Here is a 26288-nt window from a genome sequence, read left to right as displayed (position 1 = left end):
TTATTTCTTTTTAGCGAAATAACGCCCTACATAAGGTAACTCTCCCAATGGCAGATCGCGTTTTACAACGATACCGACAAAGAGGCAAAGCAGCAATGTGCGGTAACCCAGACGCAGGATTTCCGACTCTATCGTCGGCAACATGCCGGCCAGATAAAATACGGTTGCCAATACAGAATAAGTGATCACCGATTTAAGATCATATTGGATCGGGAATTTCTTTTGTCCGATAAAATAGGATAACAACATCATAACCAGGTTACTAACAAAAGAAGCCCAGGCACAAGCCATATATCCGTATGTCGGAGCAAATAAAACAATGATCAGAATCGTCGCAACACATCCTATCGTCGAGAAATAAGCACCCCACTGTGTCTGATCAATCAGTTTGTACCAGAACGAGAGATTAAAATATATTCCGAAGAACAATTCTCCCAACATAACAATAGGAACAACGCGCAAACCCGGATAATAGGAAGCAGGGACAATATGTTTAAATATATCGATATAAAACATCACTGCCAGAAAAATAAGCAAAGCGAATATAATGAAATATTTCATCGCCTCCGAATATGACTTTTTACTGTCATCATCCTTATTCTTTGCAAAAATAAATGGCTCGTAAGCGTAGCGAAATGCCTGTGTAAACATTACCAGCACAACTGCTATTTTAAAACAAGCGCCATATATCCCCAATTGGGTATTAGCCATTTCCTTATCTTCGAATAGGAAAGGAAATAGTATTTTATCGGCTGTCTGATTAAAAATACCTGCAATCCCCAAAATCAGGATCGGAAAAGAATAAGCAAGCATCTGTTTAAGTAAAACAAAACTGGCTTTTTCCCGTAAACCCGGAATCATATCGGGAAACAATAACACAAGTGTTACAAGCGATGTTATTACATTTGCCACAAAAATATATCCAACCTGATAATCAGGGATATAAAACCAATCGACCAATGCAGGGGCATGATCATAGAGCCATGGACAAGCTATCAGAAAGAAAAGAACTAAAACAATATTCAGAAAAATATTAAACAGCTTAATAGAAGCGAAACGAACCGCTTTCCCCTGATACCGGAGAAATGCAAACGGTATACAACAAAAGGCATCGACTGCCACAATTCCCGACATCATCCCTACAAACTCAGGATTCGAACCATACCCCAAAGAATTACTAATTGGAGTCAGCGCACTGAATATCAACACCACAAACAGAACAGAAGTAAGAGCAATGCTAAATAATGTAGTAGCATAAACCCGCATCGGAAGCGCAATTTCTTTCTTATTCATAAAACGGAAAAATCCCGTTTCCATCCCATAAGTCAGAATAACCATCAGCAATGCCGTCCAGGCATACAAATTGGTCACGATTCCATAATCGCTTTCCGTCGCCAGCACACGCGTATACATCGGCACCAACATCCAGTTCAGGAACTTCCCTACGATACTACTAACACCATAAATCGCAGTCTCTCCTGCGAGCCGCTTCATTCCTCCAGCCATAACTATTTTCAGTCAAATAAAAACCCTTGTTCTTCGCCCCTTTTACGTCCCAGATGGGTATAAGCCAGATCCGTAACCTCACGTCCCCGAGGTGTGCGTTTGATAAATCCTTCTTTGATAAGGAAAGGTTCATACACTTCTTCCAGCGTTCCGGGGTCTTCTCCCAAAGCCGTAGCAATCGTAGTCAGTCCGACCGGACCACCGCCGAATTTATCTATAATTGTAGTCAGCAACTTATTATCAACCTGATCCAGGCCATATCGGTCAATATTTAGTGCCTCCAGCGCATAGCAGGAAATTGCCTTATCTATTTCACCGGAACCTTTTACCTGTGCAAAATCACGTACACGCCTCAACAGCGCATTGGCAATACGAGGCGTACCGCGGCTCCGGGAAGCGATCTCACGGGCAGCTGTCAGTTCACATTTTACATTCAGAATATCGGCACTACGCAACACGATCTTCGTCAATGTCTCCATCTCGTAATATTCCAGATGCATATTGATACCGAAACGGGCACGCAGCGGACTGGTCAGCAAACCACTACGGGTTGTCGCCCCAACCAGTGTAAAAGGAGCCAGGTCTATTTGAATGGAACGTGCGCTCGGTCCTTTATCGATCATAATATCGATCCGGTAATCTTCCATAGCCGAGTAAAGATATTCTTCCACGATCGGACTCAACCGGTGGATTTCATCAATAAAAAGCACATCATTCTTTTCCAGCGAAGTAAGTACCCCCGCCAGATCACCGGGCTTATCCAGAACCGGCCCGGAAGTTACTTTAAAACCAACTCCCAGCTCATTGGCTATAATATTCGACAACGTTGTTTTACCTAATCCGGGAGGGCCATGCAGCAACACATGATCCAATGCTTCTTTACGCATACGGGCAGCCATCACGAATATTTTCAGGTTCTCGACCACCTTGGCCTGTCCGCTGAAATCATGAAAAGAAAGCGGTCGGAGCGCATTCTCATACTCTCGTTCACTTTCCGGCATACGGGTGTCCCTTATATCAAAATCGTCTTCCATATTTTTGCTCATTGACTTGCAAAGATAGTAAATATATTTGCTTTATACCGTCTGGCTCCCGTTCATAACTTACGTAGCGGTCTATCCTCAGAAAGAGCTATCTGAAACAATCTACGGATAGTTTATTCACAATTTGCACTAAAAAAAACACAAATACAGGCCATATTTGCACTTCCCGAAGTGCAAATTAGTATATTTGCAGAAAACACATAGCATATGGAAAAGTTACAAGCTAGTTTTGACGCAATGTTACGTAGTATATCCACTACGTTTCATCGATACATGTTCAACCGCATTAATTGGGATAATCGTCTGTTAGGCTTGGTTGGTCCACGTGGCATAGGTAAAACAACATTGATGTTACAATATGCCAAAGAAAAACTAAATCGAAATACAACACTATTCGTCAATGCTGACGATTTATATTTTTCCGCGCATCACCTCGTTGATCTGGCCGATGAATTTGTGAAGCGAGGCGGAACACATCTCATTATTGATGAAATCCACAAATACAAAGACTGGGCACGCGAATTAAAACTAATATATGACTATCATGCAGACTTAAAAGTTTTCTTTACAGGTTCTTCCATTCTTGATATCCACAAAGGATCAACAGATCTGAGCCGACGCGCTATTGTCTATTCCATGCAAGGACTTTCATTCCGTGAATATCTAGAGATGTTTCATCATATAAAGATTCCCGCCTATTCATTGACAGATATCATACAACATCGTGCAGAACTCCCTGATAAATTCCGCCCTTACGCTTATTTCCAATCTTATTTAGAACAAGGATATTATCCATTCTCTAAAGAAGATCAATTCAATATTCGTTTGCAACAAGTGATAAACAAAACACTGGAAGTTGACATTCCACAATATGCAGAAATGAGTATATCGACAACTCGAAAGTTAAAACAATTGCTTATAATCATAGCCCAAAGTGTACCATTCAAACCCAATATGAGTAGTATTGCTACCATATTAGGAGTAAGTCGCAACAATTTATCAGACTATTTTCTTTACCTGGAAGAAGCCGGGTTAATAGCACAACTACGTGACGGAACAGGCGGTATCAGAGGACTTGGAAAAGTGGATAAAGTCTATTTAGATAATCCAACTCTCATGTATAGTTTAGGTCAGGAAACTTCAGAGATTGGTAACATAAGAGAAACATTTTTTCTAAACCAAACGAGAGTAGAACAAAAAGTTATCACGTCAGCTATTTCCGATTTTCAAATAGCTAACTATATTTTTGAAGTTGGTGGCAAAAATAAAAAACAAAAACAATTACAAGGTTCTGAGAATGGTTTTATTGTAAAGGATAACATTGAACAGGGATATATGAACGTAATTCCTTTGTGGCAATTCGGACTTAATTATTAGCCCCTTTCCTATATTTGAAAAGGGGCAGTCAAACAAGTCGAAGACACAACAGCCTATCCTCTGATAACATAAGAGAAACATCTTTCCTGACCAAATGAGAGTAGAGCAAAAATTGTTACGTCAGCTATTTCCGATTTTCAAATAGCTGACTATATTTTCAAATTAGTTATTCCAAATCAAAACTGACTAAATAAAAACCTTTTTCCTGAGAAATAGCTATTGCATATAATCTATTTGTGTCGGTATCAGATGCACAAAGATTAAAAACAAGGCAATCTGTTTGATATTTAGCAATTTCATTACCTTTCCAATCAAAAGAACAAATCTTATTAAACTGATTCGGATCTTTATCGGCAATCAACACACTATATAATAAAGCATCTGTTGCGCACAAAGCAGAAAAACCATATACAGTTTGATCTGTAGGAAGTAATGAACCACCACTAAAATTAACCTCAGGAGAATAAAAATAACGTGTGGAAGATATATTTATATCATCAGATAATTGAAAAAACTCCAATATACCACCAAATAAAGTTCCCACAGCCATTTTCCTTTTATCCGGAGAAACTGAAACTGAAGCTGTTATAAAAACCGGATTCTTTTCAGTTTCCGAAACAGGGAAACGATTATATTCTGCCTCAATATTCCCTTTTGAAAAAAGTTGAAATCGTTTCAACCCTATAGTATCCTTTCCTAATTGTCCATCTATGAGATATCATTCTTCCAAATAGAAAAAAGACATATTCTGGAAAAGTCTGTCACCCTGTTTAAAGAATCGGTCAAAGAAGATTTTCATAACAGATCTCAGGGATTAACAGAAAAAGTATCTTTGATGGATGTACCGTCAGCTATAACCACTCCCGACAGTTGTATTTTCAAATCTGAAACAATTGAGGTAAAAGCACCTGCTTTATCTAATCAGTCATTAGACGAAAAACTAACCGCTTTCCTCCAATCTATATTATCTTTCAAAAATCCAATAAACATTTATCAATTGGATACGATTTTCCAACAAAAATTGAAAAAAGAGAATATACATATAACTACTGCTGTATGTATGACCGACACGATCAATAAAAAGAGCCAAAAGTGTACTCGTTTTAATATAACCTCTTTCGACCCGTTATTTACAGAACCTTATATAGTTAGTTCCACAGGAATCACTTTGAATGCTTATATAAAAATATCCGGATTTACATTAGGATACCGTATGCCTACCTCATATTGGGTTGCCTTAGTCGGTTGGGTTTTATTCACATTGTCTATGGGGTATGCCTGGTACAATCTAAGAAAAAAGATCCCAATCCTTATTAATAATTTTACAGAAAGAGAAAATTCTCTGCAAAATGAGTTGATCCAAACGGAAGAGAAACTAGAAATACTCAAACAACTGGAAAAACAGAGCAATGATCCTGATATTCATATCTTCTCTCCTCATCTACTATTTGAAAAAAGCACAAAGACATTAAAGTACAATGGAGAAACTATAAAACTAACCCGCCAACAACAACAATTATTAGTCGCGTTTTGCAATGCACCTGAAAATACCTGTTCAATAAATGACTTATGCAATCTGGTCTGGAAAGGATGTACAGTAGAAGAGAACACAATCCAACAGGCTATCTCGCGTTTAAATATAACCTTAAAACCACTGGGATTATATATCCAATATGAATTTAAAGATAGTTACAAACTTATGTTTATAGAAAACTAACAATTAGCTCCCGATCAAACTTCTATTTCTTCCCTATCCTTTTATAATTACCATACGTACTAACTCCAATTTCCCCGGCAGGAAATCAGCGGTTGATAACCATCAGCCGATTGGCCGACAATTATGAGCCGTTTGGTTGATAATTATGAGCCAAGCGGCTCACAATTATCGGCCGCTAAAATGTATGGGATGTCAGCAAGAGAAGTATGGAATAAGCGTTGATAATGAAAGGTATGGTTTGATAGCCGAAAGATAGGGATAATATCCGTCGGATACAACAAAAAACAGAACTTGGCGTTTAAAGAAACAATAAAATGCCGGGTACCAGAAATCGGATGACGAAAGAAGCGGTATTTTCCGCCTGAGTTTTGATGCTGGAATCCGCTTTTATTTTTAGCAGAACAAATAAAATTACCTACATTTGTCCGGAACACTAAATTACGTATAATATGAACAGCGCATTCCTCCGTTTCCGGCTCCGCCAGGCAGGAAAGTTTATTCGTGAAATACCTGTTATCTATCTGGTTATACTGACAGGTATTTTACTGATAGCCGGGATTGCACTGTATCAGTTTACAAAAGATTTACATGGGAGCCTGATTATAGCGGGTATCCTGCTTGTTTTCCTTTCATTGATTCAATTACGGAGAAAAGACTATCATTTTATCTATCTTGCAGAGGAGAAAGCCTGGAAAGTATTCAGTATGGATTATCTCTTACTGTCCTTGCCGGTCCTTATCATCATATCGGTAAATTCATTCTGGTATGTATCGCTGGCAATTATAGCCGGATGCATAAGTCTTGGTTTCATAAAACAGCCTTTCCACCGGACAAAAAAAGGAATGAACTCCCCTAAATGGATACCGGCGGAAGCCTTTGAACTGCGGTCAGGGATACGGCAATACGGCGGTTTATTACTGATCCTTTATGTGAGTGCATGGATAGGCCTGTTGTTGCCTTTTGCTTCTTTGGCATCGCTCTGGTTCTTCACAGTCATAGTATCCGATATATTCAGATTTTCAGAACCGGTACAGATACTTTGCTCACAGGAGCGTCCGGTCAACAGGTTCCTGCACGGAAAGCTTCGTTTAAATTTGAAGTTATTCTTATGTGCAACAACTCCTGTTTGCGCAATATATACACTTTTATATCCGGAGCATTGGTGGTTCATCCTCACCTTTCTGGCTGCGGTTTCCCTGAACATAACACTGTTTATTATAAATAAATATGCCCATTATCTGCCGAATATAAAAATAACAGGAGGACAGGTCCCCATAACAATAGCCGTAATAAGCATTTTCTTTCCGGTTCTTTTACCGGTAGTCTTGTTTTTCCTGGTCAAAAACTATCTGGCTGCGCGCCGGAATCTAACAACTTATTTATATGCTTACAATCCGGAATCTACAAGTAGAATATAAAAAAGAATTTCCTGTACTGAAAGGGATCGACTTATCGATGGAATCAGGGAAAATACATGGTCTGGTCGGCCTGAACGGTGCCGGAAAAACGACTTTGCTGAATACGCTGTATTCTTTCATCCGTCCATCCGCAGGCTCGGTCAGCTATAACGACAGATCTCTGAAAAGGCAGGATATTGCCTATCTGGAAGCAGAGAACTACTTTTATCCTTATATGACAGGGCGCGAATATCTGGATCTTTTCCCGGCCGGCAAAAACGGCTTTAAAACAGACAACTGGCAACAACTTTTCCATATTCCGTTAGACGATATAACGGAGAACTATTCAACCGGGATGAGAAAGAAACTCGCTCTGCTGGCCATTCTGAAGCTGGATAAACCAATCGTTGTCCTGGATGAACCGTTCAACGGCCTGGATCTGGAAAGTGCCCATATCCTCACCCTCATCCTGCAACAACTCCGGAAAGGGGGCAAAACAGTGCTGGTCACCTCACATGTTTTCGAAACACTGACTTCCTGTTGCGATTATATCCACCATATCGATCACGGGGCAATTGACCACAGCTATTCCAAGGACCAGTTCGAAATGCTTCAAAAACGGCTCTATTCAACCATAGAAGATCAGGCTTCCGATCAGATAAAGAGACTTATTTAGTCCTTCAATCCGATAGGCATGTACTAAACAAATTAGGGGGCTTTGAAACACCCCCTAATTCGAATAGAAAAACGTTTTATATATTTATTCAGTAGTAATCGTCAGTTGTTTTCCTTGTTTCAACAGGTCATGTGAAATAAACCAACCTTTGATTTTCTGACCGTCGTAAGAGATATCCGTAATCTTCCGCCCATTGCCGTTCTTTACGATCGCGAACTGATTATTATCGCCTAAAGTGAATTTCACCTGATCGAACAAAGGTACGGTTACAATATATTCCGGATCAGCCGGAGAATAGGTATATAAACCAATGGCATTGAATACATACCAGGCAGACATTTCACCGGCATCATCCATTCCCGAATAGGCGAGCTTCTCTTTACCCATATCGTAATAATGGTTCATGATGCTATCCAGCACACATTGCGCTTTCTCCTGTTTACCGATGAAATAATAAGTATAGGGAACACTGTGGTCCGGTTGATTACCATGGCAATAATTTCCGATGAAACCGGTCATATTATGCGCTTCATAGTTTCTCCACGGTTCAGTGAACAGTGAATCCAGCTTCTGTTCGACCGCTTTTTCACCGGGATAAAGGGCAATCATGCCTTCCGGATCATGGGGAGCAAAGAACAGTGACTGCCAGGCATTAGCCTCACGATACATATAGGCATAATAAGGATAGTAAGGATCGAAATCCTTGATCCAGCTGCCATCGGCAATCTTTCCGCGCCAAAAGCCCGTACCCGGGTCAAACAGATTCTTATAATTGCCGGAACGTTCCATCAATGTTTTATAAATACTTTCATCTCCCAACTCCTTAGCCAACAAAGCGGTCGCATAATCATCGTATGCATATTCCACAGTCTTTGTTACAGCGGCTTTGTATTCATCCCAGGTCGGGACATTGGTGGTATCCTTTTCTGCAATCCATCCTTGTTCGATGTATTCATCCAGATATGGCCTGCCGCCTTTTCCCGGGACAGTGGCATTATTCACCAACAGTTTATAAGCCCGGTTCAGATCGAAGTCCTTCAATCCGCGTAAATAGTTACCGGCAACAAATACAGAGGCATGGTCACCATGGAAGAAGGTCGGCATATAACCATTTCGCTTTTCGCCTTTATCCGTGATGGACTTGATCACATCGGTCGTTACATCCGGAGAAATCATTCCCAATAAAATCAACTTATTGCGATAATCGTCCCAGAATGACGGATCGGTATAATAACGGAAACCATTATTTACCACATTGCCTTTGGCATCCGTATATTCCCCGTTCACGTCGCTACGCAACGCCGGCCATAAGAACGAACGGTACAGGCAGGAATAGAAAATGCCTTTCTCACGTTCTGTTCCGCCGGTTACTTCTATTTTGGATAACAAATTCTCCCAGGTCTTATCAGCCTCCTTACGAACCTGCGCAAAACTCTTATCCTTCATTTCCTGCTCCAGGTTCATCTTTGCATTATCAATACTTACGAAAGAAAAACCGATCTTTAATTCCAGCGGTTTACTTCCTTTGCTATCGGCAAAACTGACAACCGAAACTTCATGTTCACCATCTTTCAACTGTCTGATATCCTCAATCTTATAATTGGAAACAGCATAGAAACGGATATTTCCTTCCGCATCCTGATTACCGGAAAAAGTATAATCGTCGACTTTTTGAATACTCCAGTCTCTTACTCCATTGTTTGTCCGTGTGATATCCACTAATACTTTCTTGTCGTCATCCGGCCGGAAAGTATATTTATGATAAGCACAGCGGAGCGTGGAAGTCAGTTCGGCATTGACCCCGTACCTTTCCAGAAACACCTGGTAATAACCCGGACGGGCCGATTCGTTCGAATGACTGTATGTTGAAGCATAATCACCGGAGGAAACATTTCCTGTCACCGGAAGGACAGGGAGATGCAGCAAATTCCAATGTCCTTTGTTGGTATGCGAAAAACCATAGATGACCGTATCTTCATACTGATAACCGGCCCCACTCCGGAACTGAGTCACCGGACTCAGCTGTACCATCGCATTCGGGACGGAAGAACCGGGAAAGACTTCTGCCCCCCAGGTCCTTGTCTTCAAATGACGCTCATAACCCAGATCTTTCGTTTCCCATAGCGTAGCTGTCCCCAAAAGAGGATTCACATAATTCGTAAGTTGTTTATCCGGCTGGCAACTTATCATTATGGTTAATGACAGCAAACCTGCAAAAAAAGAGTTTTTCATGCTAAATTAATTATTAGAATATGATAATGATCAAGAATTAAAAACTATATCTGTCTGAAATTAAAAACACGTATAACTTATAATAGATCCAAATCGTCCAGCAACGCAACCGCTTCGATCAACATACAACCGCTCAGTTGTTCGGTCAGTCCTGTAGATGCTCCCGGGGCGTTCCGCCAGTAAGTACCGAATAAGACATTCGATTTATTGGTTCCCTGCGTCCATAATGTCTCGGCATTGGTTTTCAGGAACTGCACATAACGTCGTTTAGCACCTGCATCCAGGCGGTCCTGTTGGATCAGATCCGTAAAATAACGGATAAAAATACCTTTGAATAATCCACCGTCTCCAGTTCCTTCATCTTTCAGGATGGAATTGTTGACCAATGTACTGATGGTATAATCAGCGGCCAAAACGGCATCGTTCAGATAGGCTTTTTCTCCCAATATCTTATACAATTCAACAGCCGATCCGACAAATGTTCCTTCATTGTAAGTAAATATCCAGTCTTTCTGTATTTCTCCTGTATTACTGTTTATATTGTCATACACCATTCCGTTATTACTATTGAATAATGTACTTTTCTCCCAGTTATATATCTTGAGAGCCCATTCTTTATAGGTCTCATCTCCAAACTCACGATACAGGCGGGCTGCCAGAATACAAGCCGGACCGTTTGAACAGGCATTTTTGCTATACTCCTGCCCTTTTACCCAGGTGATACCTCCACCTGCATTCTCATTCCAACCCACTTTGATATAATCCCATATCTGCAATGCCGCCTCTTTATATTTCTGTTCTTTGGTTGCTTGGTAAGCACGAAGAATAGCGAGGGCATTCCATTCCATATCATCGTAATAGTCATTCCGGAACGAATTACCGTTCTTGATCTTCACGCCTTCAAACCATTGGTCGAAATAGGTTTTATATTTTGCATCTTCCGTACGCAAATAAGCATCCGTCAAAACATCCAGCGCATGTGCCTGAGGCCAGTAATGGAACGTCGTATTTCCGTTGCTATCATAATTAAAATATTTTCCTCCTGCATTCCAGAATGAATTTACCAATGCTGTCGTACTGCTATCGGCAGCGGCATACCAATTAATATTATCATTTTCATCCGGTCCGTTCAGAGTATTATCATCATCGCCACAAGCCCCCAGGAAAAGGGGGAGAAACAGGAAAAGGAGTATATTCTTCATGACATTATTTTTAGCTGTTAAAAAAGAAGGACCCGGAATAAGATCCATTTTTCTCGAAATATACAATTCCGGGGCCTTCTTACCAAATATTTGTAATAAACTATTTAACGATTGTATGTGTGTAAGGCTGGTCTGCCGTCAGATAGACGGTATAAGTAGCCGGAACACCATCAAAATCGCCCATCAGCTTCCATTTATTATCCCACTGGGATACCTCGGTAAACAGTTGCAGGTAATAATAAGATTCCGGACTACTTGCCGTCGGACGGGAGTCTGTCTGGTTCAATGTTCCCCATTCGACTTCCTTTTCTGCATCGGCACCTCCATTTTCCCGGATAGTCATTCTGAACTTATAGCGTTCGTCCCTACCCCAGCTCTCTTGCTTGAAAGTTACCGTTTCCTTCGCCTGGAATACACCATAACCTACATAAGGCAGTTCAAACAGAGATTCTCCGTCCGGACAGAAATAGAAAGTTATTTTGTTTACCAGCGTATAGGTACAGGCTCCGGTATTAAAGTCTAATGTAATACGGTAAACACCGTCTTTAGCGACCGTTGTCGTTCCGTTCTCTTTCACCATGCCGTCCGCTGTATAGAACTCTCTCGGAGTACCGGTCTTTCCATCCGTAAAATAGAATGGTTTGCCTGCCGCTAGTTTTGTATACACTTCAAATTCACCACCGGCAACAGCTTTCATTTTATGTGCCTTTGCCAGGTCAGCCCCACCTTCAGAAGCCTCTCCGGTCACATAGACATCGATCGGAACATCTTCGAAACCTGCCAGGCGGGTTACCGTAATCTTATTTTCAACACCGGCTTTTACGCTCTGCAAACTCTTTGAAGAGAATATAGTCCACTTGAATGTACCCGTATCAGACGGTTTTATGCCGACCTTACCTGCAATCTGATTCAACTGTTTATGCGTAACGGATACATAATTGCCAAATCCGTTATTATTGGCACACATCACATACACCGGTTTTGAGAAATCACCGTCTACCTTATCAAAAGCAATCTGGTAAAGAGCAGTACCTGTTTCCTCTACACTCGGTGTTTGCCATTCAAAATAAACACTGGATGATGCGGACGGTTCAAGAACAACGGATTTTCCATCCGCCGGTTCAAGTAATGTACTGACACTTGCCAAACGGTTATCCGTGTCACCCATATTATCATTACATCCCATGAAGGCCAACACGGCAGAGGTGATGAACATCAGTTTTATAAATATCGCTTTCATAATTCCTCCTTTTTATTTGATTACTAAATTATGAGTATATTCACCCTGCGTATTCAAAGAGAATGTAACATCATACGCCTTATCGCTCCAGCCATCGGTAGCCGGGCTCTTCCAGACTTCGTTGTTTGTCCACTGTTCTACATTCGTCTTTTCAGCCATGTAGTAATACTCATCATTGCCGGTCGGTTTGCTATCATTATTGATGGCGGCTCTCCATTCGGTCTCTCCGTCAGAACTTTCCATTCTGAACTTATAACGGTCGTCCGAATTATCGCTATCCGTCAATCCCGTTACTGTATAGTTGCTGATAGCCCAGACACCGAGACCCTGGTAATCCAGTTCTATCTCTTTCTGTGACCAGTTCAGGAACCATTTCACTTTAGTCACCTCTTTGGAAGTAAACGATCCGGCATTAAAATCAATATAATATTTATAGATACCGGTTTTGGTTGCTGTCGTAGTACCGCCTTCTACCAGTTTTTCACCATTCAACGAGTATTCAGTCGGAGTACCGGTATTGGCACTGACAAACTTGAAGGACTTGCCCTCCGTCAGTTTCATGAAAACTTCAAATTCGCCGTCAGCCACTTTCTTCATGATCATGGCATTCTCCAGGTCAGCTCCTACTTCCGTGGCTTCACCGATGATATACAACTGGCTCGGAACTTCTGCGAATCCTGCCAAACGGGTAAGCGTCAGCGTACGTTCTTCTTCAGCCTTGACCGGATTAATACCTTTGGAGGCATACACCGTCCATTTCAGAGTCCCTTCTTCCGCAGATCCGATCCCTGCTGAAGCGGCGATCTGGTTCAACTGTTTATGTGTGATCGTTGCATGATTAGTTCCGCCATTGTTGTCGGCAGTAACTATAGAAACAGGATCGGAAAAATCACCATCCGCCTTATCGAAAACAACTTCGTACAACACAGCACCACCATCTTCGGCTAACGACGGCTCCCATTCAAAATACAAAGAAGCCGATGCCGATGCTTGCAGGACAACGGCTTTCCCATTATCCGGTTCATATAACGCTTTAACGGCAGTCACGCCCAAATGCCTCACTTCCCCGTCACTGCTACATGCCGCAAAGACCATAGCAAAAGCGAACAGCATCATATATTTTATAGATATTATTTTCATATCTCTTAGATTTTTTGGATTTAAAATTTTAATCAATATCCCGGATTCTGAGTCAGATTCTTATTGATATCCCGTTGTGACTGCGGAATAGCGAACAAGTAATCTCTATCTTTATTGAAAGATCTCTTATCCAATTGGATATACTGTGTATTATCCGCAGCAAATTTAGCTCCGCGAGGATTGCCATTTAGTGCCGTCTCGATCGTTTTCCAACGACGGATATCATAGAGTCTTGTCCCCTCAATAGCCAATTCACAACGGCGTTCGCGGCGTACAATAGTCTGCATATCACCTGAAGCCGGGTAATTCAAAGCAGAAGCGTCTGTGAAACCGGCACGTTCGCGGATCGGACGGATCGTCTTGTTCCAAACGGTTTCGTTCATCTCACCCAGTTCTGTTTTTGCTTCAGCATACATCAATAAGACATCGGCATAGCGCATCAGAATCAGATTCAAGCCGGAAGCAAGACCTGCCGGAGCGGTCGGATCAAACCATTTACGGAGATAATAACCTGTAGCGGTGGAGTTCTGTCCCGGACCGATATATTCATCCAGATTAGCAGCACCTGCATCGGCAGAAGAACCCGGTTTGATATAAATTGTGGACGTTTTGCCGTTACCGTCTGTCCACTGGTAGCCATGATAAACGATAGTAGCCTGCAATCTGGGATCTCTGTTTATGTAGGGATCTTCTTCTTTATAGCCGGAACCGCTTTCATGAATCGACCGGCCATTTTTCATGATATAATCGTCCACCAGTTCCTGTGTCGGAGCAAAACCGTTTACACGTCCGCCCACAGACAAGGGAATCCCATCGTACATTTCACTCCAGGTTCTCAGATTCAGCAGATATCCCATATCCAGGATCACTTCGCTGTTGTATTCGTTTTCCGGCAAGAACAGACCTGCATAGCTTGAAAATAATGCATATTCACCATATTCGCCATTGATTATTTTCTCGCAGACAGACAAAACATTCTGCCAGTCGTTCTCATACAGATAAGTACGGGCGAGCAGAGTCATAGCAGCCCCTTTTGTGATCCGGCCGTTATCAGCTGCCGCATATTCCTGTCTTGTCGGCAATGTACCGACAATATCATTCAGTTCGTCACGGACAAACTTGATAACATCCGCTTTCGGCGAGCGGGCAATCGTATTAGCCTCTTCGATTGTCAGTGTATAGTCAAACAAAGGAACATCGCCATAATTATTAGCCAGGCGGAAGAACAGCATGGCGCGAATGAAACGTGCTTCTGCCTTCATCCTGTTTTTTAATGTTTCATCCATGTCGGGGACACGATCAACATTTTCCAGGAATGTGTGGCATGTTTTAATGCCTTCAAAACATTTTTTCCAATCTTCAGAGAATCGTCCCAAAGCGGCGTTTGCCTGACCCGAAGTAATCAGTTTCTCATCCGTACTACCACGCCCTTCGTATAAGTTGTCCGATAACCGTTCGTCTGCGAAGAAATAGCCAGAACTCATCATCTGACTGTAAGCCATGCTCAATACGGAAGAAGCCTTTGCCTCGGAAGTCCAGTAATTCAAATCCGTAAACTTATTGGTAGGAGCCAGATCCAAATCATTACAAGATACGAATGATGCAAGTATAGCGCATGCTATACTTGGCAAATATTTCAAAATATTCATTTTCATAACAAAGTCTATGTCTTAAAATTCTATATCCAAACCAAATCCATAATAAGTCAGTGTCGGGTAGTTACGTCCGCTGTTTGCCCCAATGCCACCGATGCCCCCCATATCGCTGCCGAATTCAGAAGATTCCGGATCGATAAATGAGTTCTTGGTAAATGTCAACGGATTTTCGGTATTTACGCTGACACGTAATTTCTGTACACCAAACTTCTGAGTCAGTGCCTTCGGTAAGGTATATCCGATCTGGATATTCTTTACACGTAAGTAAGCTGCATTCAACAAATAAATATCTGATCCGGCCATACCCCAGTTGTTCGTAGAAGAAGATGAACCCGGGGCAACTAAACGAGGCCATTGGGCATCCGGATTTGTCGGAGTCCAGAAATCCAACTGATGTTGATAAATACAATAGGAATAGTTTGAATGGAATGGTTCTATCAACTCACCACGCAGATACATGGAACGTTTGCCCACACCTTGCAGCATGACGTTCAAGTCAAAACCTTTCCATGTCATATTATAAGTGAAACCGAATGTATAGCGCGGAAATGCATTACCCAATATCACACGGTCTTTCTCATCGATGACACCATCGTTGTTCTGGTCGACATACTTCACATCACCGGGTTGAACGGAAGCTCCTACCGGCAGCGCACTGTTCGCAATCTCATCGTAACTCTGGAACAATCCGTCTGTTTTATAACCGAAATATGAACCTAACGGCTGCCCTTCACGAATCAATTTATACAACTGGTCATTCTGGTCGATACGTTCTTTTCCTCCGAAATCAGTCACTTTATTCTTTGAGTCGGAAATATTGAAATTGAAGTTATGCTGGAAATCGCCAGAATTTAATTTGTAGTTGATCGTTAATTCCCAACCTCTGTTTTTCATTTCGCCAGCATTCTCTTTGGCTGCAGAACCGCCATAGATAGACGAAACTTCCGGTGTTAACAATATATTAGATGTCTTCTTATCAAAATAGTCTACGGATAAGAATAAATTCCCATTCAGGAAAGTGGCATCGGCACCGATATTAAAGTTAGCAGATTTTTCCCATGTCAGGAAGGCATTACCATCCGTATAGCTCGTTCCCGGGACAGATATGCCATTGAATACATAGCCGTTGTTGTTCATCTGATAGACAGTCTGGTAAGAATAATTGTCCACATTCTGATTTCCTAGTACACCGTACGATGCTCTCAGTTTCAAATCGCCGATGTTACTCTTATACGTATCCATAAAGGCTTCTTCAGACAAACGCCAGCCGGCAGAGAACGAAGGGAAGAACCCCCAGCGCTGATCTTTGGCAAATTTTGAAGAACCGTCATAACGGAAAGAGACATCTCCATAATACTTATCCATATAATTATAGCCTACACGACCAAATACGGAAGTAATGCTTGTCTGGTCCGTATCATTGTTCGAGTTTTTGTTATCTTTATTCTGGATGGATTCGTCTGTTGTCGGCAATCCCAGGTCTTCATCCGTGTATTCCCAGGCAATACGGCTTGCTTGTTTTGTGTAAGATTCGTTTGAAACACCGACCAATGCGCTTACGTTATGGGCATTATTAAATGTACGGTTAAAATCCAATAAGAATTGTGTACTCAGAGTATAACGCTTTTCATTATAATCTTCAGTCATTGTATTGGAGTGCATGTACAGTACCGGATTCTCCAAATCGGCAGAAGAATACAACGGCACTTTCTTGTCGCGCCGATAACGATGATGCTGAGTCAAATCCAGACCTACCAAACCGGTTGCTTTCAAACCATCGATGATCTTAACATCGAGGTTCATACTTCCGATGAAATTGTCTTCGTCTTTCTTCTCATAACCGCCGTCCTGCAACAATGCCAACGGGTTGTCATCGCCGACTATATCATTGACCAGATATTTGTCGCCTTCCATAAATTTGTAGTAATAATAAGAAGGGACACGGGATGAGTTGATGATCGTGTTTCCTGTACCACCGGCCACAGTTCTGTCTTTACGACGGTTATAAGCCATCAAGGATGTCAACTTAAAGCGTCCATATTCCGTACTCAGATTACTACGGAAGTTATAACGTTCCATACCGAAGCTACCCTGGAAGTTACTCTCCTGGTTATAGTAACTGGCGGATACCATGTAGGTCGTATTTTCACTACCCCCGGACACATTTATATTATAGTTCTGTTGGAGACCGGATTTGATGATTTGGTCATACAACCATTCTTCTTCATTACGGTGATCATACAAATCGCGAATCTGGGTTGGTGTGAACTGGGGGGCACTACCCACATTCATATTTGCCTGGTTTCTCAACATGGCGTTTTGCCAGCCTTCGACCGGTGAAAATAAAATATGCGGGTCCTGGATACCGACCTGTCCATTGAACGCCACAACAGGTTTACTGCCTTTGGAACCTTTTTTAGTCGTTACCAGAATAACGCCATTTGCAGAACGGGAACCATAGATGGCTGCACTACCTGCATCTTTCAGGACAGATACATTATCAATATCGTTCGGGTTCAGATTGTTCAGAGTCGATGAACTCGATACCAATCCGTCGATAACGATCAGCGGGTCATTGTTCCCCATCGTACTGACACCACGGATGTTGATGTTCATACTGTTATCGTTCGGATTCGCATTTTTGCTCTGGATAATAAGGTTGGCAGAAGCTCCCTGCAACGCTTGAGTCGCATTGGTTACCGGACGATTTTCAAAAATCTCGCTGTTCACCTGGTCCACAGATCCGGTAATACTCTTACGGGAACGGGTACCATAACCGACAACCACTACTTCGTCCAGTTTCTGGGTGTCTTCTTTCAATGTAATACGAAAATCACTTTTCCCTTTCAGAGACACCGATTGTGTCAGATAACCGATGAAAGAAACGTCCAATGTGCCATTTTCCGGAACTTCTAACGAGAAATTACCGTTAAAATCAGTAACCGTACCGTTCGTTGTTCCTGAAACAACGACGTTTGCACCGATAACAGGCTCGCCTGTTTCATCGACAATAACACCTTTTACGTTCTTTACTTTCTGATTGACCGCATTTTGGGAGGGAGAGGTAATGACGAGATAGTCACCTTTTACCAAATAAGTATAGCCTGTACCAGCCAGCACCTGACTCAATACATCCAATACTTCCGCATTTTTCTGATTAAGCACAACTTTCTTGTTTACATCCAACTGTGTGCCATTATAGGCGATTTTGTACTTGGATGAAGCTTCAATCTTTTGGAATGCTTCCTTTAAAGAAACAGTCCCTTCACTAAAGGAGACCTTTTGCGCATTGATCTGCAGGCAACCTGCGATCAAAAAGCTCAGACAATAGGTTCCAATTCGTCTGGATTTGTGTTTGTTCTTCATATGTAATTAAAATAGTTAAACAATTGCACCGATTTGAGTACGTACTCATCTATAATGACAGATGGAAAAAACGTTGCACCCAATCAATCGTAAAACTTTTTCAAATTACATGTGATTTTTTTATTGTTTCCTATTTCAGATAAATACTTTTCCCGTCAATTTTATATTCCAGACCGGGTATCAACTCTTTCAGAAGCATGAATATATTTTCTACCGATTCATTTTTATTAAAATGAACTGTCAGCAGATTCTTATTATAGGCAGATGTCTGCAAATGTATATCCAATCCATATGTACGTTGCAGGATACGAATAATATCAGTGAATGAATAATTATCAAACAGCAAACCTCCCTCACGCCAATCAGAATAATCGGCAGAAACAACCTTTCTCACATCAACGCTTCCGGATTCTATATAATAGACCAATTGTTCATCAGGCACCAGGTGAAAAGTTTTCCCCTCTTCATCCTGCAAACGGACCTGTACAGCCCCTTCTTCAAGCGTAGTCGCAATCTGCCCTATTTCAGGATAAGCAAAAAGATTGAACCGGGTACCCAACACCTCGACATTCAGTGTCCGGGCTTTAACGATAAACGGTTGTTCCGCATTCTTTTCCACCTCAAAATAACCTTCACCTGACAAATAAACTTCACGTCTGTCTCCCACAAATATAGAAGGGTATATCAGTACACTACCGGAATTCAACCAAACCCGGCTACTATCAGGCAAAACAACCTGCTCACGCTTTCCCGCAGGAACAAAATGTTCTATCAGCGAAACAGTCGCCAACACATCTTTCACACTGGTTGCTTGCCAATAAAAATAAACGGATGTGGAAAACATAATCAATGGTAAAAGCCATATAGCTGTCAGTTTTACCCAAAACGGCATGATCCGCACATTTTTTGATGCAGATTTTTTCTGTTCCGTAAAACCTAAATTCCTACTCAATATGGAATAAGCCTGCCGGGGACGAGCTTCATTCATTTCCGGAAATCCCATAGTATCCCAAACCGATTGCAATGCCTCATCAACTTCCGGTCTGTCCTCTTTTTTCAATAGCCGTCGATGTATCTTCCAGTTCATCTCCTCCGGGAGATCATGGTGAAAGAAATAATCAACTATTTTTTTTATATAACTCATTTCTCCTTTACGATTATATTATAAAGACTACTCTCATGCTATTCACCCCTAATTTTTTAACACAAATAAAGTATCAATAGGTATAATAAGATTTTTCTTAACTCTTTTAACGCCAGATTCAAGTGATTCTCTACCGTCTTCTTGCTCAGATCCAATTTCTCTGCGATCTCTGCATTCGATAATCCCGCTTCACGGCTCAGCTGATAAATCAGTTTACGCTGAGGCGGCATATTAGCCACTACCATATCTATCAAAAGTTGTAAATCTTTTGCTATCAGATCTTCATCCGGTGAGTCATGAGCCTCTTCCTCAAAAGGCTTTTCATTCAACCTTTCTATACGTATTTGTCGAGCCTCCAAAAAATTAAAAGTAGTATTTTTAGATAAAATGAACAGATAAGCTCCCAAATTCCTGACATCGGCAAACATACTGCGACTTCCCCACACTTTTGAAAAAACCTCCTGGGTAATATCTTCCGCATCTTGTTGCGATTTAACCAAGCCGTATACAAAATTGTGGACTTTAGGATAATAGTGCATGAATATTGCCTGAAAAGCATCTTGGCTTCCCTGGACCAGTTCCTTCACTAATAGTTCCTCGTTGATAGATTTTGTTAGCATAGCAGCAAATATACGAAGCTAATATTTAAATCAAAACGAACACTGACAATTTATTTTGTCTAAGTTGATCTTAATAGGATATTTAAGGTATTTCAATTATAGTTCCATCCCAATGAAACTTTTTCCCCACTGTAACGGGTTTTATTCCCCACTGTAATGGGGAAAAATCCCCACTTCAATAAAATAGTGGGGAATATTGAGATAACAGACCGACAAATTAATAATGAATCATCCCAAGCATTTTACTTCTGGAAAGCAGACATGCTCCTAATGCACCTGCACGTTCTCCTAACTTAGAAACTTTGATCTCAGTATCCTGAGAAACCAGATTCAGTGAATATTTCCGTATCGCACTTTTAATAGGCAGACTGATATATTCGCTGGTCAAAGACAAAGTTCCGCCGAGTACCACCAGCTCCGGATTGAAAATATTCATAAGCCCGGCAATTCCACGACCCAGCTTCTCACCCATTTCTTCCAGGATTTCGATGCAAAGCACATCTTCCTTCTGGATTGCCTCTATCATATCGGCCATTTTTATCTTCTCCTTTTTCTCTATTTTCTCAGCGAGAATAGTACTGCTACCTTCGCGGTAACGTTCCAGCAACTTACGATGCAAGGCAGAGCCGGATGCTTCGGTTTCAATACATCCCTTTTTACCGCAGTGGCACAGAATTTCGTTATCAAAGAAACAGAAATGCCCGAATTCACCGGAAAAACCGGACTTACCATAATACAGTTCACCGTTTATAAAGATGGAAAGTCCTAATCCCCATCCCATATTAATGAACAATATATTTTTTTCACCCTTTACGACACCCTGCATATATTCACCATACATCATCGCACGAGTATCATTTTCGATATAAATTTTTATATTAATGCGTTCTTCCAGAATCTGGGACAACGGTTTCTCTTCGAAATAGAAAATACTGTAGCTATAACCTGACACAGGGTTGACACGCCCGGAAATATTAACGCCTACCGCCAATACTTTTTCGCGAGGGACACTCAACCGGTCAATAAAATCATTAATTAGATTGCATAACATCTCCAAAGCCTCCGGCGTATTCTCCAATGAATACGGGATATTTTCTTCCACACGCAGCTTGTCTCCTTTAAAATCGACTGCTGCAATATTAATTTTACTCCGGAAAACATCCACTCCGACAAAATAACCGGAAACCGGGTTCAAACCATAGATATTCGGCTTGCGTCCTCCATTTGTCTCCTGTTTTCCAAAATCCAGGATATAACCGTCATCTAGTAATTCTCCTACCAATTTCGTTACGGTAGGAATACTCAAATCCATTTCCTTGCATAACTCTGCAATTGTGGCATCGCCATTGGCTATATAATAATGTATAATCTTCTTTTTTAATAATGCACTACGATTGCTATCGGCCGTGATAAGGAATTTTGTATTCATGGTGTTCTTTTTTGTCTACTATAAATTTGAATAAACAAAAGTAGATAAATATTCTTCAAATAGTCCTCTGAGTAAATAAAAAAAATCGACAATAAACGTTCATATAAGCCCCATTCATAAGCCAAAGATGAGACTTACTTTCAAAAATAAGGTTTCCTTTTAAACAAAAAAATAGAGAATATCATAGTCTTTTAAGAACTAAGATACAAAAAGAGAGTGTTTTGGCATATTAACAGAGATCTCCGGCATCCTCATAGCTGATTCATTAAAAATTCGAAAATCATAAGTTTATTTTAGATTTTCATCGGTTTGACTTAACCGATTGAGGAATAAACTTTTAGCGAATTATTTGAGAAGTAATGGTAACGAGTTAGCAACCGTGCGAATTTCAGCGATTTGCGGTGCTATGCTGTCAAATAACTCTTTCTGAAAACAAAGATACAATAATTTTAATAATCCACAAAACAAAGGACTATTTATTTAGCCCTATGCTTTGTGTATTATTTCAGAGATTTACGTAATAAAGGAATTCGTTTTAGTATATGCCCAATACATAGAACGATTGTAATAATCCCTATTTTATAGTGCAATAGCCCTATGTAGGAGTTAGCCCCGTTTACTCCTAATAGGATAATTCCCGTAACCGATACAAGAAAGAATACAACTGACAGAACTACTGTAATTTTACTTTTTTTGCCAAGCCCATTTTTTATTATTCCTTTATACCATCCCCAATGTGTTGTTATATGGAATATTGCCGCCACAAAAAATAAAAAGCTGGTCAAAACATGAAATACAGCCCAATTATGCCATACTTCGTGGCTGTTGCCATATCCGGCAATATGCAATCCTATTCCGGAAAATGCAGATAAAACAAACACAAAAACCAAAATCCAGTCTATTACAAAAATCTTCTTCATTGCTTACCGTTTTCATATTTACGGTGCAAAATTCGGTATTCAAGTAGAATCAGAACGATAACAATTGTAAAGAAATGAAGTTAATGACGGTTTCTGATGCGTGATAAAGAAACGGGAGTTATGCCAAGATAAGACGCTATATAATGTTGCGGAACACGCTGTATTATGTTGGGATACTCTTTCAGCAATTCTTCATATCGCTGTTGTGGCGTGTTTTTTATTCTTGACAAGAACAGTTGTTGATAAGCATGAAAACGGTCTATGAGTTTTTCTTCATACAACTGTCTCAACGACAAATTATTGTTGATTAGGTTATAAAAATCCTCTCTCCTTATAGCCGTGAGTTCCGTTGGCTCGATACTCTCCAAATAGAAAAGACTCGGCGTGCGTTTATATAGGCTATCGAATGAGGCGACAAAATCCCCCTCAAAAAAGAATTGAAAAGTAATATCTTTCCCTTCATTATAGAAAAACAGCCGCAGACAGCCTTTACGGATTAGATAGAGTTTTTCTGCAACTTTTCCTTCCTCCAAAAGAATTGCTTTGGAAGGAACGGACAAGTATTCAGATTTTATCTGTGATTCAATATGATTTAAATGACTGTTTTTTATCATATAGTAAATGTAGGGGCATTCATAAATTTATCATTTTTTTACACAATATACCAAATGGGGCATATCAACTTCACGATAGTGTTTAACAATAGAATCAATCGGATTCATACCATTGCGAAGTGCCACTTTTTGTGATGCAACGTTGGTATCTCTAATAATTGAATATAATTCATCAAATTTCAGCGTATTAAACCCATACTCCCGACAAGCCGTTGCGGCTTCAACAGCATAACCTTTATGCCAATATTTATGAGCCAGCAAGTAGCCGATTTCGGGAACTTGCGCAGTCTTGTATTCCTGCATAGTAATACCGCATTGTCCGATCATTTCGTCGGTATCTTTAAGAAATACGCCCCACAATCCGAATCCATAATCTTTATATCGTTGAAGTTGCTTTTGCATCCAAACAAGAGTTTCTTTATCACTGAAAGCTCCATTATAAGCATACATTACTTTTTCATCTTGTAATATTAAGGATAATGCGCCCATATCAGAAAGTGTCATTTCTCGCAATAGCAATCTATTAGTTTCTAAAATTATACGATTCATAAACTTGTTCTATCATTTCGGGTGCAAAATTACAAAAAAGTACCGTTCATCAGTCATTTATGAACGGTACTTTTTGTTTTTCAGCGCAATAAGGCTGTTACAATTTCATTCCTCTGCTTTTCCTTTGCGGTTGTATGGGACGGCGTATGTTCTGCCTTAGCTTGTCGAATTGCTCCTTGAACCATTCGGCAATGGGCTTTCGGTCGATGGCAAGGACTAACTTCGTTTTGTCATTCGTGTCTTTCATCACTTGGAAGCCAGCCTTTTCGGTCGTGAATTTACGCTTGTGTTCCTCCGAATAGAGTTCCCCTGCATACTCCAACGGCTTGCCGCTGACGAGCGTTGCGGTCTGTCTTTCATCGAACCCGACAAGGCGGCAGAGGTTTTCGATACGGAGCATTTCACGCAGGTAGGGAAACCATGCCGCCGCCTTTGCGATTACCGTTTTCAGAAACGATATTTCCTGCTTGTGCCTTGTTTCTTTGTCCGCCATCTCCTTTCGGTGCTTCTGCTGCATATCCAACAGTTGTCGGCTATGGTCGGTCTGCATGGTCTGTATCTTGTCTTGCAGTGCCTCTATCGTTTCCTCGTGGTCGGCAACCTCCCTATGCAGGGCGGTGTTCTCCCTTTCCAATGTCTTGACCTTATTACTGCCGAAAAGAGAACCCACGCTTTCGGCTATGTTGGCGGCTGCGACGGTTGCCGCCCCTTTCAGCTTCTCGGTCTGTATTTCTTTTTTCGCCCGTTTTAGTTCCTCCCGTGCCGTTTCTTTCTGCTGCTGCAAATCCACCACTTCCGCTTTGAGGTTGTCGGCGAGTTTCTGTATGTCCCGATAATACTGCTGCGTGGACTTATGGCGAGCCTTCGAGCCGTCTATGCCCCTTTGCAGCCCGTATTTCGCCATCGCTTCGGCATAGGTATCTTGGTAGGACTTCAATTTCAGCCGTGTCATAATATCGTCTGCGCACAGCCTCACGGTATCGGTCGGCTTCTTGCGGTATCGCTTCTTCGCCTGCTCCTCCCTTTTCCTGCGTTTGCGCTCTCCCTTGACGATGGGGACAAGTGTAACGTGTATGTGCGGCGTTTCCTCGTCCCTGTGCAGGTGAGCCGCCACGATGTTCTCCTTTCCGAACGTGTCGGCGAAGTATTTCAGATTGTCGGCGCACCACTCGTCCAAACGCCCCTCCCTTTCGATGCGTTCCATGTCCTCGTGCGTTCCCGACACGTTGATGCGGATTGCCCGCACTTGGTTGCTTCCGATTTTGCGTGTCAGTCCCGCTTCTTCCAGTCTTCTCTGAACAGCCGCCGAACGGTCTTTCACCCCGTCGGGGTATTCGATGAGCCTGCGGTTCAGGTGCGTGCGTGTGGGATCGGCGTTCTTCGGTATGATGAACCGCTCAATATGCGCGGTCGTTCCGCTGTCGCTACCGTGCGCCTTTTCCATGTGTAAAACTACGAAACCCATATATTCTTCCTTTCTTTTTTTGGCTTGTGAAACAATGATTCTGACTATCTTTGAGGGCGGCGAAATGCCGCCCTCAACAGGGTGTGCAGAGGGGCTTGCCCCTTGCCTTATTGGGGAATTTTCAGCGATACGAAGTATTGCGGCTCGGAAAATTCCCTAATAAGCTACGGTATTTTCTCCGTAAATACCCTGCGGCGTGCCGTCCGTCTGCCTTTCGGTGGTGGCTGTCCCTGCCGTCTGCTTCCCCGTATAACCCCACCTTATTATTTTTCCCTTTCGGTCGGTGGTGGGCGGCGGGGCGGTCGTTTCCGTTTTCAAAGGCTCTTTTGCACGGGGCGGTTGGATACAAGGTTTTCCCGATAAATACGCTCGCAGCGAAGCGAGAGGAAGATTTATCGGGAAACGGCGTAGCCGCTTGACCTTTTAGCTGACATAAAGCCCCGTGCTTGCTTTGCCTTTGTAAACGGAAATGATTGCTCCGCTTTCCTCTGAAAAGAGGAATAGACCCTGCAATATATATCACCATAGTGATAGGTTTGCATGTTGGTATGCTGGCATGTTGGTATGTTTGCATGTTGATATGTTGGTATATCATCACGCTTTCCAACGGCTGTTGGGGTTGCCGTCCGAAACAACCGACACGAATACCGTCGTTTTTTTCTTTCGCCCGTGTATAATCCTCTTTAATAATGCCTTGCGGACTTTCGCCGCCCCGAACGATTCGATACGGAAAGCGAGGGCGGCTATCGTTTCGAGGTTGTAAACCTCCGCGCTGTATCTGTCCGATAGGCGGATAATGCGCTTTATGTCATATATACACAAAACTCCGCTTTTGCAGAGTGTCTTTATCCCTGCCCGAACAGTCGGGGCGATAACCCCGAACAGTTCGCAGATTTCCCACTCGGTCATGGCGGTTGCACCTATGTCGGTTGGCAAAGAGATACTGCCGTATTCATCTATCGTGATGATGTTTCTTTCTTCTTTCATCGCTGTTCT

The 26288-nt window shown here is 41.7% G+C and carries 22 protein-coding genes; 4 read left to right on the top strand and 18 right to left on the bottom strand.

Translation table 11 applies throughout. From position 1 onward, the window contains the following. Entirely contained in the window at positions 1–1506 is a 1506-nt protein-coding gene (locus tag DWW91_RS01010) for a lipopolysaccharide biosynthesis protein (RefSeq protein ID WP_122326682.1), read from the bottom strand. A gap of 8 nt (positions 1507–1514) precedes the next feature. After that, entirely contained in the window at positions 1515–2540 is a 1026-nt protein-coding gene (gene ruvB, locus DWW91_RS01005; protein ID WP_044215110.1) for a Holliday junction branch migration DNA helicase RuvB, read from the bottom strand. Positions 2541–2756: 216 nt separating this feature from the next. On the opposite strand from ruvB, the gene DWW91_RS01000 reads away from it, so the two are divergent. Next, positions 2757–3926 (top strand): ATP-binding protein, encoded by a 1170-nt coding sequence (locus DWW91_RS01000; protein WP_122326681.1) that lies wholly within the window; start codon positions 2757–2759, stop codon positions 3924–3926. Positions 3927–4092: 166 nt separating this feature from the next. Here the strand turns inward: DWW91_RS01000 and DWW91_RS00995 are convergent, their stop codons facing one another. Continuing rightward, on the bottom strand, positions 4093–4605 hold the full coding sequence (locus DWW91_RS00995; RefSeq protein WP_224263886.1) for a hypothetical protein: 513 nt from the start codon (positions 4603–4605) through the stop codon (positions 4093–4095). A gap of 156 nt (positions 4606–4761) precedes the next feature. Between DWW91_RS00995 and DWW91_RS00990 the strand changes: the two genes are divergently transcribed. The 3 genes from DWW91_RS00990 to DWW91_RS00980 all read left to right on the top strand — a co-directional run bounded on the left by DWW91_RS00990 (position 4762) and on the right by DWW91_RS00980 (position 7716). Continuing rightward, positions 4762–5643, top strand: a complete 882-nt coding sequence (locus tag DWW91_RS00990; protein WP_122326680.1) for a winged helix-turn-helix domain-containing protein — start codon at positions 4762–4764, stop codon at positions 5641–5643. A gap of 449 nt (positions 5644–6092) precedes the next feature. Continuing rightward, positions 6093–7061: a hypothetical protein gene (locus DWW91_RS00985; RefSeq protein ID WP_122326679.1), complete on the top strand. Its 969-nt coding sequence runs from the start codon at positions 6093–6095 to the stop codon at positions 7059–7061. After that, the gene (locus DWW91_RS00980; RefSeq protein WP_122326678.1) at positions 7027–7716 is read left to right on the top strand and encodes an ATP-binding cassette domain-containing protein; all 690 of its coding nucleotides are present in this window, start codon (positions 7027–7029) and stop codon (positions 7714–7716) included. Before DWW91_RS00985 ends, DWW91_RS00980 begins: the two co-directional genes overlap by 35 nt. A gap of 84 nt (positions 7717–7800) precedes the next feature. On the opposite strand, the gene DWW91_RS00975 is transcribed toward DWW91_RS00980, so the two are convergent. From DWW91_RS00975 to DWW91_RS00905, 15 genes are all read right to left on the bottom strand, one after another. Further along, positions 7801–9948 (bottom strand): GH92 family glycosyl hydrolase, encoded by a 2148-nt coding sequence (locus DWW91_RS00975; protein ID WP_122326677.1) that lies wholly within the window; start codon positions 9946–9948, stop codon positions 7801–7803. Between the two features lie 77 nt (positions 9949–10025). Continuing rightward, positions 10026–11150, bottom strand: a complete 1125-nt coding sequence (locus tag DWW91_RS00970) for a glycoside hydrolase family 76 protein (protein ID WP_122326831.1) — start codon at positions 11148–11150, stop codon at positions 10026–10028. 100 nt (positions 11151–11250) lie between these two features. After that, entirely contained in the window at positions 11251–12390 is a 1140-nt protein-coding gene (locus tag DWW91_RS00965) for a SusE domain-containing protein (protein ID WP_122326676.1), read from the bottom strand. 12 nt (positions 12391–12402) lie between these two features. Beyond that, positions 12403–13530, bottom strand: coding sequence for a SusE domain-containing protein (locus tag DWW91_RS00960; RefSeq protein ID WP_122326675.1), 1128 nt, complete (start codon positions 13528–13530; stop codon positions 12403–12405). Between the two features lie 32 nt (positions 13531–13562). Beyond that, entirely contained in the window at positions 13563–15185 is a 1623-nt protein-coding gene (locus DWW91_RS00955; RefSeq protein ID WP_122326674.1) for a RagB/SusD family nutrient uptake outer membrane protein, read from the bottom strand. 15 nt (positions 15186–15200) lie between these two features. Beyond that, positions 15201–18551 (bottom strand): TonB-dependent receptor, encoded by a 3351-nt coding sequence (locus DWW91_RS00950; protein ID WP_122326673.1) that lies wholly within the window; start codon positions 18549–18551, stop codon positions 15201–15203. A gap of 130 nt (positions 18552–18681) precedes the next feature. Then, a complete protein-coding gene (locus tag DWW91_RS00945; RefSeq protein WP_010801245.1) occupies positions 18682–19695 on the bottom strand; it encodes a FecR family protein in 1014 nt (337 codons plus the stop codon). A gap of 56 nt (positions 19696–19751) precedes the next feature. Next, the gene (locus DWW91_RS00940; protein WP_009860543.1) at positions 19752–20315 is read right to left on the bottom strand and encodes an RNA polymerase sigma-70 factor; all 564 of its coding nucleotides are present in this window, start codon (positions 20313–20315) and stop codon (positions 19752–19754) included. 217 nt (positions 20316–20532) lie between these two features. Continuing rightward, the gene (locus DWW91_RS00935) at positions 20533–21744 is read right to left on the bottom strand and encodes an ROK family transcriptional regulator (RefSeq protein WP_010801244.1); all 1212 of its coding nucleotides are present in this window, start codon (positions 21742–21744) and stop codon (positions 20533–20535) included. A 500-nt stretch (positions 21745–22244) separates the two neighbouring features. Next, entirely contained in the window at positions 22245–22664 is a 420-nt protein-coding gene (locus tag DWW91_RS00930) for a DUF4405 domain-containing protein (protein WP_028726265.1), read from the bottom strand. Positions 22665–22744: 80 nt separating this feature from the next. Continuing rightward, positions 22745–23278: a Crp/Fnr family transcriptional regulator gene (locus DWW91_RS00925; protein ID WP_028726264.1), complete on the bottom strand. Its 534-nt coding sequence runs from the start codon at positions 23276–23278 to the stop codon at positions 22745–22747. 30 nt (positions 23279–23308) lie between these two features. Then, on the bottom strand, positions 23309–23827 hold the full coding sequence (locus tag DWW91_RS00920; RefSeq protein WP_044191324.1) for a GNAT family N-acetyltransferase: 519 nt from the start codon (positions 23825–23827) through the stop codon (positions 23309–23311). Positions 23828–23924: 97 nt separating this feature from the next. Continuing rightward, the gene (gene mobV, locus DWW91_RS00915) at positions 23925–25292 is read right to left on the bottom strand and encodes a MobV family relaxase (protein WP_028726262.1); all 1368 of its coding nucleotides are present in this window, start codon (positions 25290–25292) and stop codon (positions 23925–23927) included. Positions 25293–25448: 156 nt separating this feature from the next. Next, the gene (locus tag DWW91_RS27785; protein WP_167331487.1) at positions 25449–25610 is read right to left on the bottom strand and encodes a hypothetical protein; all 162 of its coding nucleotides are present in this window, start codon (positions 25608–25610) and stop codon (positions 25449–25451) included. 276 nt (positions 25611–25886) lie between these two features. Beyond that, positions 25887–26279: a hypothetical protein gene (locus DWW91_RS00905; protein ID WP_028726261.1), complete on the bottom strand. Its 393-nt coding sequence runs from the start codon at positions 26277–26279 to the stop codon at positions 25887–25889. Positions 26280–26288: the final 9 nt, after the last annotated feature.

It is taken from the genome of Parabacteroides sp. AF17-3 (assembly GCF_003635445.1).
GTDB lineage: Bacteria > Bacteroidota > Bacteroidia > Bacteroidales > Tannerellaceae > Parabacteroides > Parabacteroides goldsteinii.
Note: the sequence above shows the minus strand (reverse complement) of the source record. Positions and strands in the feature narration are given on the sequence as shown.

Coding starts and splice junctions, on each gene's coding strand:
- DWW91_RS00975 (WP_122326677.1), bottom strand. CDS start 9,948: ATGAAAAACTCTTTTTTTGCAGGTTTGCTGTCATTAACCATAATGATA.
- DWW91_RS01000 (WP_122326681.1), top strand. CDS start 2,757: ATGGAAAAGTTACAAGCTAGTTTTGACGCAATGTTACGTAGTATATCC.
- DWW91_RS01010 (WP_122326682.1), bottom strand. CDS start 1,506: ATGGCTGGAGGAATGAAGCGGCTCGCAGGAGAGACTGCGATTTATGGT.
- DWW91_RS00985 (WP_122326679.1), top strand. CDS start 6,093: ATGAACAGCGCATTCCTCCGTTTCCGGCTCCGCCAGGCAGGAAAGTTT.
- DWW91_RS00945 (WP_010801245.1), bottom strand. CDS start 19,695: ATGAGTTATATAAAAAAAATAGTTGATTATTTCTTTCACCATGATCTC.
- DWW91_RS00925 (WP_028726264.1), bottom strand. CDS start 23,278: ATGATAAAAAACAGTCATTTAAATCATATTGAATCACAGATAAAATCT.
- DWW91_RS00970 (WP_122326831.1), bottom strand. CDS start 11,150: ATGAAGAATATACTCCTTTTCCTGTTTCTCCCCCTTTTCCTGGGGGCT.
- DWW91_RS00940 (WP_009860543.1), bottom strand. CDS start 20,315: ATGCTAACAAAATCTATCAACGAGGAACTATTAGTGAAGGAACTGGTC.
- DWW91_RS00960 (WP_122326675.1), bottom strand. CDS start 13,530: ATGAAAATAATATCTATAAAATATATGATGCTGTTCGCTTTTGCTATG.
- ruvB (WP_044215110.1), bottom strand. CDS start 2,540: ATGGAAGACGATTTTGATATAAGGGACACCCGTATGCCGGAAAGTGAA.
- DWW91_RS00990 (WP_122326680.1), top strand. CDS start 4,762: ATGGATGTACCGTCAGCTATAACCACTCCCGACAGTTGTATTTTCAAA.
- DWW91_RS00980 (WP_122326678.1), top strand. CDS start 7,027: ATGCTTACAATCCGGAATCTACAAGTAGAATATAAAAAAGAATTTCCT.
- DWW91_RS00905 (WP_028726261.1), bottom strand. CDS start 26,279: ATGAAAGAAGAAAGAAACATCATCACGATAGATGAATACGGCAGTATC.
- mobV (WP_028726262.1), bottom strand. CDS start 25,292: ATGGGTTTCGTAGTTTTACACATGGAAAAGGCGCACGGTAGCGACAGC.
- DWW91_RS00930 (WP_028726265.1), bottom strand. CDS start 22,664: ATGAAGAAGATTTTTGTAATAGACTGGATTTTGGTTTTTGTGTTTGTT.
- DWW91_RS00935 (WP_010801244.1), bottom strand. CDS start 21,744: ATGAATACAAAATTCCTTATCACGGCCGATAGCAATCGTAGTGCATTA.
- DWW91_RS00950 (WP_122326673.1), bottom strand. CDS start 18,551: ATGAAGAACAAACACAAATCCAGACGAATTGGAACCTATTGTCTGAGC.
- DWW91_RS00920 (WP_044191324.1), bottom strand. CDS start 23,827: ATGAATCGTATAATTTTAGAAACTAATAGATTGCTATTGCGAGAAATG.
- DWW91_RS00965 (WP_122326676.1), bottom strand. CDS start 12,390: ATGAAAGCGATATTTATAAAACTGATGTTCATCACCTCTGCCGTGTTG.
- DWW91_RS00955 (WP_122326674.1), bottom strand. CDS start 15,185: ATGAAAATGAATATTTTGAAATATTTGCCAAGTATAGCATGCGCTATA.